Source organism: Cupriavidus basilensis (assembly GCF_029335485.1).
Taxonomy (GTDB): domain Bacteria; phylum Pseudomonadota; class Gammaproteobacteria; order Burkholderiales; family Burkholderiaceae; genus Cupriavidus; species Cupriavidus basilensis_E.
Window position 1 is genome coordinate 1 of sequence record NZ_JARJLM010000337.1, and the last position, 9,460, is coordinate 9,460.

Annotated in this window: 10 protein-coding genes; 3 read left to right on the plus strand and 7 right to left on the minus strand. The window is 68.3% G+C overall.

Features of this window, described 5'->3' with window-relative positions:
* On the minus strand, window positions 1–468 hold a 468-nt coding region (locus P3W85_RS19865; RefSeq protein WP_276266065.1), incomplete at its 3' end, for a DMT family transporter.
* A gap of 95 nt (window positions 469–563) precedes the next feature.
* Here P3W85_RS19865 and P3W85_RS19870 point away from each other — a divergent pair.
* Window positions 564–1,499, plus strand: coding sequence for a LysR family transcriptional regulator (locus tag P3W85_RS19870; protein WP_276266066.1), 936 nt, complete (start codon window positions 564–566; stop codon window positions 1,497–1,499).
* Between the two features lie 43 nt (window positions 1,500–1,542).
* Here the strand turns inward: P3W85_RS19870 and P3W85_RS19875 are convergent, their stop codons facing one another.
* Window positions 1,543–2,022, minus strand: a complete 480-nt coding sequence (locus P3W85_RS19875) for a copper chaperone PCu(A)C (protein ID WP_276266067.1) — start codon at window positions 2,020–2,022, stop codon at window positions 1,543–1,545.
* Window positions 2,023–2,197: 175 nt separating this feature from the next.
* Here P3W85_RS19875 and P3W85_RS19880 point away from each other — a divergent pair, with 175 nt between their 5' ends.
* Together P3W85_RS19880 and P3W85_RS19885 are read left to right on the plus strand one after the other, a co-directional pair.
* The gene (locus P3W85_RS19880; protein WP_276266068.1) at window positions 2,198–3,601 is read left to right on the plus strand and encodes an ATP-binding protein; all 1,404 of its coding nucleotides are present in this window, start codon (window positions 2,198–2,200) and stop codon (window positions 3,599–3,601) included.
* Complete coding sequence (locus tag P3W85_RS19885) at window positions 3,598–4,221, plus strand: response regulator transcription factor (RefSeq protein ID WP_276266069.1); 624 nt, start codon at window positions 3,598–3,600, stop codon at window positions 4,219–4,221. Before P3W85_RS19880 ends, P3W85_RS19885 begins: the two co-directional genes overlap by 4 nt.
* Window positions 4,222–4,243: 22 nt before the next feature.
* Here the strand turns inward: P3W85_RS19885 and P3W85_RS19890 are convergent, their stop codons facing one another.
* The 5 genes from P3W85_RS19890 to P3W85_RS19910 form a co-directional block, all read right to left on the minus strand.
* Window positions 4,244–4,546: a hypothetical protein gene (locus tag P3W85_RS19890; RefSeq protein ID WP_017230354.1), complete on the minus strand. Its 303-nt coding sequence runs from the start codon at window positions 4,544–4,546 to the stop codon at window positions 4,244–4,246.
* Window positions 4,547–4,827: 281 nt separating this feature from the next.
* A complete protein-coding gene (hslU, locus tag P3W85_RS19895; RefSeq protein WP_017230355.1) occupies window positions 4,828–6,159 on the minus strand; it encodes an ATP-dependent protease ATPase subunit HslU in 1,332 nt (443 codons plus the stop codon).
* An 89-nt stretch (window positions 6,160–6,248) separates the two neighbouring features.
* Window positions 6,249–6,785, minus strand: coding sequence for an ATP-dependent protease subunit HslV (gene hslV, locus P3W85_RS19900; RefSeq protein ID WP_006162714.1), 537 nt, complete (start codon window positions 6,783–6,785; stop codon window positions 6,249–6,251).
* Window positions 6,786–7,070: 285 nt separating this feature from the next.
* A complete protein-coding gene (locus P3W85_RS19905) occupies window positions 7,071–8,057 on the minus strand; it encodes a tripartite tricarboxylate transporter substrate-binding protein (protein WP_276266070.1) in 987 nt (328 codons plus the stop codon).
* A 283-nt stretch (window positions 8,058–8,340) separates the two neighbouring features.
* A complete protein-coding gene (locus P3W85_RS19910) occupies window positions 8,341–9,240 on the minus strand; it encodes an alpha/beta fold hydrolase (protein ID WP_276266071.1) in 900 nt (299 codons plus the stop codon).
* Window positions 9,241–9,460 lie beyond the last annotated feature (220 nt).

Here is a 9,460-nt window from a genome sequence, read left to right on the forward strand (position 1 = left end):
CTGCATCACCACCACCCCCAGCACCACCAGCAGGGCGCCGGCCAGCCGGCCCGGCGTCACGGCTCGCGCCGCGAAACCGGCCAGGCCGAACTGGTCGAGCAGCAATGCCCCCACCATCTGCCCCGCCACCACCGCGGCGATAAAGCCGCCGGCACCCAGGCGCGGGGCCAGCACCAGTGCCGCCGAAATATAGAACACACCCGCCACGCCGCCGGCCCAGATCCAGGCCGGCCCGCGCGCCGCCGCGGCAAGTGCCGGAAAAGGCGCCTTGAGCAGCATCAATAGCGGCAGCACCACCGCCAGGCTGACCAGCAGCGAGGCCACGGTCGCCCACAGCGGGTGGCCCAGGCTGCGCCCGAGCAGGGCATTGGCGCCCGCCTGGAAGGGAATCACGGACCCGGCTGCAATCGCAACCAGCACGGGAACAAGGCCGGCATAGGCCGGGGAAACGCTGCTGAAACCTGGCATCGGGACATCTCCACAAAGGCTTGATCGAGAGCCTCAGTGTGAAATATTGCACCGCGAATTTCCAATTCTCGTTTCATAGGGTTAATATGCGCCGCATGAATGATCTACGCGGTATCGACCTGAACCTGCTGGTGGTGCTGGAAGCACTGCTGGCCGAACGACATATCTCGCGCGCGGCGCTGCGGCTGCACTTGAGCCAGCCCGCCGTCAGCCATGCGCTGGGCCGCCTGCGCCAATTGCTGGACGACCCGCTGCTGGTGCGCGGCCAGGGTGGCCTGGTGCCCAGCGCGCGTGCCCACGAACTGGCCGGGCCGCTGGCCGAAGCGCTGGCGCAGGTGCGTATCCTGCTGGGGCCGTCCGGCTTCCAGCCCGCCACCGCGCGCCGCAGCTTCCGGCTGGCCATGTCCGACTACGGCGCCATGGCGCTGCTGCCCGGCCTGCTGCGTGCGGTGCGCAAGGTCGCGCCGGGAATCGACCTGGTGGTCAGCCAGGCCAGCCGCGAGGCCATGACAGCCAAGGTGGCGGATGGCGAAATCGACCTGGCGCTGGGCGTGTTCGGGCCACCTCCGGAGGGTGTGCGCACCACGGCGTTGTTCGAGGAGACCTATGCGTGCATGGTGGACGCGGCCACGGTACGCGGCCTGGGCAAGCTCGACCAGGTCGCCTACCTGGCCCGCTCGCATGTGCTGGTGGCCACCCACAGCGAGCGCGTGGACGCCATCGACGCGGCCGTGGCCAAGGCGGGCGGGCGGCGCAAGATCGCCTGCGTGCTGCCCCACTGGAGCGTGGCGCCGGCCCTGATCGCCGGCACCAACCTGGTCCTGACCACGGCGCGCCGCAGCCTGGCGGCGTTCGAGGAGGATCCGCGCTTCGCCGTGTTCGAGCCGCCCTTCCCGCTGCCGGGCTTTGTCTTCAGCCTGATCTGGCACGACCGCACCGATGCCGATCCGGGACACTCCTGGCTGCGCGACCGGGTGATCGCAGTCGCCGCCGGGGACGAGCCCGACGACGCGATCAGCCTGCGCAGCTGAGGCGTAAAGAGCAACGGGGACCCGGGCTGGCCCCCTTGCCCCATCAGTGCTTGTGGTCGCCGTGGGCAACGGCCGCCGGGGCCGCTGCGCCAAGGTCGCGCACTTCGGCGTCGACCTTCTGTTCGACCATCTTGCCGCCCTGCTCGAACTTGAGCGTGAGCGCCACCTTGTCGCCCTTCTTCAGCGGCGCCTTGAGGCCCATCAGCATCACGTGATAGCCGCCCGGCTTGAGTTCGACATCCTGCATGGCGGGGAGGTCGAGCGCGCCGAGCGCGCGCATGCGCATCACGTTGCCATCCATCTTCATCTCATGGACTTCGGCCGTGGCCGCCGCCGGCGTGCTCACGCCGACCAGCTTGGCGGGCGTGTGGGCATGCAGGGTCATGAAGACGCCGGTGGCGGTCTGCGCCGGCACGGTGCCGCGCGCCCAGGCGTTGCTGACATCGACCTGGGCCAAGGCCGCGGTCGAGCACAGCGCGGCGAACAGGGCGGCAGGCACCGCGGCGAGGAATCTGGCTTGCATCGGGATCATCTCCACTGAATCACTGAATGTCGCGAAAGAATCATTAGACCATGCCGGCCCAGGCCATGCCCGCCCGGCAGATAACCGCACAGTCTGGCAGCGCCCCCGGCACCGACCAATGCGGCACGGTGTCGCACACGGCGGGCCGGGCCCCCGTCGTTGTTAAACTCGCGGCATGGACACCACCGCCGCCGTGCCGCCAGCCACGGTCATCCCCCATCCGAGCACCGCACAGGGCGCGACCCCGGTCCGCCACAACCTGGTGAGCCTGCGCCGCCTGTTCTGGCTGCGCTGGGCGCTGCTGGGTGGCCAGGCGGCGCTGCTGGTGTCGTGCGAGGCGGTGGCTGGCGTGATCCTGCCCTACAGCCCGCTACTGGCGATCTTCAGCCTGCAGGCGCTGTTCAACCTGCTGACCGGCCTGCGCCTGCGCCAGCACACCGGCCGCGGGGCCAGGCCGGGCGATGCCGAGCTGATGGGCCAGTTGATGGTCGACCTGACGGCGCTGTCGGCCATCCTGTTCTTCACCGGCGGCGCCACCAATCCCTTTGTTTCCTTCTACCTGCCCGGCCTGGCGATCGCCGCCGCCATCCTGCCGTGGCGCCACGTGGTGGCGCTGGCCTTCTACGCGCTGGCCTGCTACAGCCTGATGCTGATCGAGTACGTGCCGCTGAACCTGCACAACCCGGACAACGCCATCAACTACCACCTGGCCGGCATGTGGCTCAACTTTGTCGCCAGCGCCACCATGATCGCGGTATTCGTGTCGCGGCTGTCCGGCGTACTGCGCCAGCGCGATGCCGAGCTGAACCTGGCGCGCGAGCAATTGCTGCGCGACGCGCGCGTGGAGGCGCTCAACGACCAGGCCGCCGCGGTGGCCCACGAGATCGGCACGCCGCTGGCCACGCTGGCGGTCATCGCCGGCGAGCTGCGCGCCGATGCGGCCGACCCGCGCCTCGGCGCCACGCGGGTATCCGCCTACCTGCCGGACCTGCAGACCATGGAGCAGCAACTGGAGCTATGCAAGTCCATCCTGGCCCGCCTGCGCGACGACCACGAGACCGCGGCGCCGCAGCGCATCGATGCGTGGCTGGATGGCTATGTCGAGCGCTGGCAGCTACGCCACCCGCATGCCCGGCTGGAAGCCAACGCCATTGGCGACGCCGCGGGCCTGCCCGTGGAAGCGGCGCGCGTCGGGCAGATCCTGACGATCCTGCTGGATAACGCCGCGCGCAGCCAGCTGGCTGCCGGGCACGAGCAGATTCCCCTGCGGCTGGCGATCTCGCTGGACGACCATGGCACGCCGCCAACCCTGACCTTCCGGGTGACCGACCGCGGCCTCGGCATTCCGCCCGCGCAGCGCGCACGGCTGGGAGAAGCCCCGATGGCCAGCATGCATGGCGGCCAGGGCATCGGCGTGTACCTGGCGCAAAGCGCCGCCCAGCAGATGGGCGGCCGCCTGGCCTGGCACGACCACCACGAGGGCGGCACCGTGGCCGAGCTGCGCCTGCCCGCCCCCGCTCCGGAACCCTTGCCGGCGGCGCCTCCGCCAGCTTCACCCCTGACCACGAATCCGCGATGACCGACGCCTTGAACGATCCCGCCGCCGATGGCGCACAGCCCGGCGTCACCGATGCCGCCCCCTTCCTGGTGGTCGACGACGATGCCGTATTCGCCGGCGCCCTGGCACGCGCGCTGACGCGCCGCGGCTACGCGGTGCAGATCGCGCACAACCGCCAGCAGGCGCTGGCCCTGGCCGCGCAAACCCCGTTCGAGTACGTCACGCTGGACCTGCACCTGAGCCCGCCCCCGGAAGCCGGCAGCACCGCGCCGGCCGAGTCCGGCCTGCACCTGGTCGGCCCCCTGCGGGCGGCCTTGCCCGAAGCGCGCATCCTGGTGCTGACCGGCTATGCCAGCATTGCCACCGCGGTGGCGGCGGTCAAGCATGGCGCCGACGAATACCTGGCCAAGCCGGCCAATGTGGATTCGATCCTGACCGCGCTGATGGCGGGCGTATCGGAGGAAGCGGCCGAAGCCGCCATGGAAGAACCGGTGCCGCTATCGGTAGCCCGGCTGGAATGGGAGCACATCCAGCGGGTACTGGCCGAACACGACGGCAATATCTCCGCCACCGCGCGCGCGCTCAACATGCACCGCCGCACACTGCAGCGCAAACTGGGAAAACGGCCGGTTTCGCGCTAGCGTCCGGGGCCGCGAACCGCGCTCAGAGGCGCAGTTGCACGTAGTCCCAGCCCAGATCGTCCTCCGGGGACAGGCCTTGCGCCGCCAGGTGCAGGGCATCGCTGGCATGGCGATCGGCCCGCGAGCCGAGATCGCCGGCCTGCACGGCCAGATCCGCCACCGCGGGGAGGTCCTTGCCTGCCAGCACCGCAAGCTTGCGTGCCACCGGCGCAGGCGCCGGACGGGTTGTGACCGAGGGCGCCGCCGCCGGCCGCGCGCACAGGAACACGGTTGCCGCGGCGAGGCCACACAGCACGCCGAACGAGGACAGTAGCTCGCGTTTCATTTCGTTTCTCCTGCCTGGTTGGTTGGTGAATGGATGCATGCAAAGCGGTAAGCGCGGGGGCTGACCGGCTGGCCGGGTCACACGATCGGGCCGCCGCCACTTTGGCATTGCATTGCAGCACGCACCAGCGTGCTTACGAATGCTTACCAGCCTTACCAGTGTGAGTCACGGACCTTCATTTCTCCTTCACGCGCGCTGAACGGATGCGACAGACGACAAAAAGGGGCGCCGTGGCGCCCCTTTTGCCTGCGGCGGCTGGTGCCGCCCGCATGCCTTGCCGCTTACAGCACGTAGCGCGACAGGTCTTCGTTACCCGCCAGGTCGCCCAGGCGTTCATCGACATAAGCCGCATCGATGGTGACGGTCTCGCCCGAGGACTTGGTGGCGTGGAAGGACAGGTCCTCCAGCAGCCGCTCCATGACCGTGTACAGGCGGCGCGCACCGATGTTCTCGACCTTCTCGTTGACCGAGAAAGCCATCTCCGCCAGTCGGCGGATGCCGTCCGGGGCGAACACCAGCTGCACCTGCTCGGTGCTCAGCAGCGCCTGGTATTGCTTGGTCAGGCTGGCGTCGGTCTGGGTCAGGATGGCCTCGAAGTCGGACACCGACAGCGATTCCAGTTCGACGCGGATCGGGAACCGGCCCTGCAGCTCGGGGATCAGGTCGCTGGGCTTGGACAGGTGGAACGCACCCGAGGCGATGAACAGGATGTGATCGGTCTTGATCATGCCGTACTTGGTGTTGACCGTGGTGCCCTCGACCAGCGGCAGCAGGTCGCGCTGCACGCCCTGGCGCGACACTTCTCCGCCGCCCACTTCGCTGCGGCTGGCGATCTTGTCGATCTCGTCCAGGAACACGATGCCGTTCTGCTCCACATTGGCCACGGCCTTGTGCTTGAGCTCCTCGTCGTTGAGCAGCTTGGCGGCTTCCTCGTCGATCAGCAGCTTGAAGGCTTCGTGCACCTTCATCTTGCGGCGCGCCTTCTTGCCCTGGCCGAGGCCGGCAAACATGGTGCGGATCTGCTCGGTCATGTCTTCCATGCCCGGGGGACCCATGATGTCCATGCTGGGGGCGCCGGCGGAGAGCTCGAGTTCGATTTCCTTGTCATCGAGCTGGCCTTCGCGCAGCTTCTTGCGGAACACCTGGCGGGTGTTGGAATCCTTCTCTTCGGGCTGGTTGAAGCCGATATCGCGCGGCGGCGGCAGCAGTACGTCGAGCAGGCGGTCCTCGGCGGCGTCCTCGGCCTTGGCGCGCACCTTCTTCATTTCGGATTCGCGCGCCTGCTTGACCGCCATCTCGGCAAGGTCGCGCACGATGGTGTCGACGTCGCGGCCGACGTAGCCCACCTCGGTGAACTTGGTGGCTTCGATCTTGATGAAGGGCGCGTCGGCCAGCTTGGCCAGGCGGCGCGCGATCTCGGTCTTGCCGACGCCGGTCGGTCCGATCATCAGGATGTTCTTGGGCGTGATTTCCTGGCGCAGGGGTTCTTCCACCTGCTGGCGACGCCAGCGGTTGCGCAGCGCGACCGCTACCGCCTTCTTGGCCTTGGTCTGGCCGATGATGTGCTTGTCGAGTTCGGAAACGATTTCCGACGGGGTCATGGTATGCGACATGGTATCCGTTCAGTGGAAGACGGGCCGGAGCGCGGCGGCCCCCGGTCCCAGGCGGCCGCGCGTCCGGGGACTGCGCGGCCGTCCGACGCTCATTCCAGCGTCTCGATGACGAAGTTGGTGTTGGTGTAGATGCAAAGCTCGCCGGCAATGCCCAGCGACTTCTCCACGATGTCCTTGGGCGACAGCTCGGTGTTTTCCACCAGCGCCTTGGCGGCCGACTGCGCATAGGCGCCGCCCGAGCCGATCGCGGCCACGCCGCCCTCAGGATCGAGCACGTCGCCATTGCCGGTGATCACCAGGGTGGTGTCGCGGTCGGCCGTGATCAGCATGGCCTCGAGCCGGCGCAGCGCGCGGTCCGAACGCCAGTCCTTGGCGAGGTCGACGGCGGCGCGGGTCAGGTTGCCCTGGTACTTCTCCAGCTTGGCCTCGAAGCGGTCGAGCAGCGAGAAGGCGTCCGCGGTGCTGCCGGCGAAGCCGACCAGCACCTTGCCGTTATAGATGCGGCGCACCTTGCGTGCGGTGCCCTTCATCACGATATTGCCGAGCGTGACTTGGCCGTCACCCCCGACTGCAACCTGGTTGCCGCGCCGGACGCTGACGATGGTAGTGCCGTGATACTGTTCCATGATGGCTTCGCGAGAATATGTCAGGGAGGTAGGTGGCGACGGGTGCGGCCGAATTCAAGGGCCGCTTCGAGAGGCTATCTCCGCGTCCTATGCGGGGCCGGATGCACTCGATCCACTATATACGAGGCTGCCACCGCACGCGCCCGGGCGGGGTATCCGCGGGGGAACGGACAAGCAAAAAGGCCACGCATCGCGCGTGGCCTTTTTGTTGACAAGCTTTGCAGCACTGTCGGTTCGCCTCCCTCTCCCACGCCAGCGTCGGGGCGGTGTCCCCGATCCGACGGTTCAGTCCGCGTACACGCCGGCTTTCTTGATCACCGGGGACCACTTGCCGATTTCCCCCGCCAGGAAGGTCTTCAGCGATTCCGGCGTGGCGCGCTGGGCCGGCACGGCCTCGGCGCCCAGCTCGGCCATCTTGGCGCGGAAGGTCGGGTCCGTCACGGCCTTCTGCAGCGCGGCGGAGAGCTTGTCCACCACCGGCTTGGGCGTGCCCTTGGGCGCGTACATGGCGTGCCAGATCTTCACTTCGACGCCCGGCAGGCCTTGTTCGGCGGCGGTCGGGATGTCCTTGAAGGCCTCCACGCGGCGGCTCTGCATGGCGGCATAGGGCTTGAGCGCCCCCGCCTTGAGCTGGCCGGCGATATTGGTGGTCTGGTCGCACATCAGGTTGACCTGGCCGCCCAGGATATCGGTCAGCGCCGGCGCCGTGCCCTTGTAGGGCACCGTGGTCAGATCGGTCTGGATCGCGCTCAGGAACAGCAGGCCGCACAGGTGCGAGGCCGAGCCGATGCCGGCGTTGGCCAGCGACAGCTTGCTGGCATTGGCCTTGATGTAGGGCAACAGCTCCTTGAAGCTGGCGGGCGGCAGGTTCTTGTTGCCGACCATCACCATCGGCACGTCGGCGATCTCGCCGATGGTCTCGAAGTCCTTGAGCGGATCGAAGCCGAGATTGCGGTACAGCGCCGGCGCGGTCGACATGCCGATATGGTGGATCAGGATGGTGTAGCCGTCGTTCTTGGCCTGCGCCACCTTCTTGGCGCCGATGGTGCCGCCCGCGCCGCCCAGGTTCTCGATCACCATCGTGGTGCCCAGGTGCTTGGACATGATCATGACCAGTTCGCGCGCCACCTTGTCGGTCGGGCCGCCTGCGGAGAACGGCACCACCGCCGAGACCGGCTTGCTGCCCGGGTATTCCTGCGCCTGCGCGCCCGCGTGCATTCCCATCATGCCGACCGTCAGCGCGGCAGCCACAAACTGTGCAACTCGTTTCATGCTATCTCCTGGATACCCTTCTTTTCCCGTTCCGGCACTGCCCCGGCCGGAGCGGCGCACCCTGTCGGGCGCGGCCGCCCCTGCGCCGCCGGCCCGATCCGGGCGGCAGCGCCGACCATGACGCGGGCACAGCGCATACGGCCGCCGCGGCTTGGGCCGCGCGACCGGAGCGCAATGCTATCAATGTCGAAAAGTGGCAAATATCCGGAATAACCCGTTAAGACATTTCATCGGCCCGCCACGCCAAATGTATCGAACTCGCCTCAGCCAGCCCAAAAAAGGATCAGCAGAAGAAAGCTAGCATTTCCGCCTGCAGCACCTCGGGCGCCTCCTCGGCAATGTAATGTCCGCAAGGGACCGCCCGGCCGCTGACATCGCCGGCCACCTCCTGCCACAGCGGCAGCGGCTCGAAGCAGCGCGCCACCACGCCATGCTCGCCCCACAGCACGCGCAGCGGACAGCCGAGCAGACGGCCGGCCTCGCGGTCCGCGCGGTCGTGGTCGAGATCGATGGTGGCGGCCGCGCGGTAGTCCTCGCACATGGCGTGCACATGGGCCGGATCCCGCATGGCGGCGGCATAGGCGGCCATGGCGTCAGGCACGAAGGGGCCCAGGCCGGCGTGGCGCAGGCCCATCAGCCTGTTGAGGTAGAACTCGGGCTCGGCATTGATCAGCGTCTCCGGGAACGGCGCCGGCTGGATCAGGAAGAACCAGTGCCAATAGGCGGCGGCAAACGCCATGCTGGTGCGCTCGTACATGGCCAGCGTGGGCGCGATATCCAGCAGCATGGCGCGCGCGACCCGGCCGGGGTGGTCCATGCACAGACGATGCGCCACGCGCGCGCCGCGGTCGTGGGCGCACAGCGCGAAGCGGGTAAAGCCCAGGCGCGCCATCACCTCCACCTGGTCCTGCGCCATCGCGCGCTTGCTGTAGTTCTCGTGGCCGGCGCTGCCCGCCGGCGCGCTGCTGCTGCCATAGCCGCGCAGGTCGGTGGCGATGACGGTGAAACGGTCGGCCAGCGCCGGTGCCACCTTGTGCCAGATCAGGTGGCTCTGCGGATGGCCGTGCAGCAGCAGCAGGGGCGGGCCCGAACCGCCGCGCACGCCGGCGATGCCGATGTCGCCGATCTGCATGCGGAAGGGTTCGAAATTGGGGAACAGCAGGGCGCTGGCGTCGTTCTGCATGCTGGGTCTCCTCGTAGCGCACGAAAGCGCGGCGGAAAATAGGGCTGCGCCGCGGCGCCCATGCCTGCCCATGCGCCTGCCGTGCCGCCTGCTGGCGATGATAGACGCAAACCAGGCGGGCGGCGTGGCGCTGGCGCCTCGCGCCCCCTGCCGCGCCCTCGCCGATATCGCTTGCGGGTACGCAGTTGACGCAACTGAATTGCATCACCGCTGGCCCTAT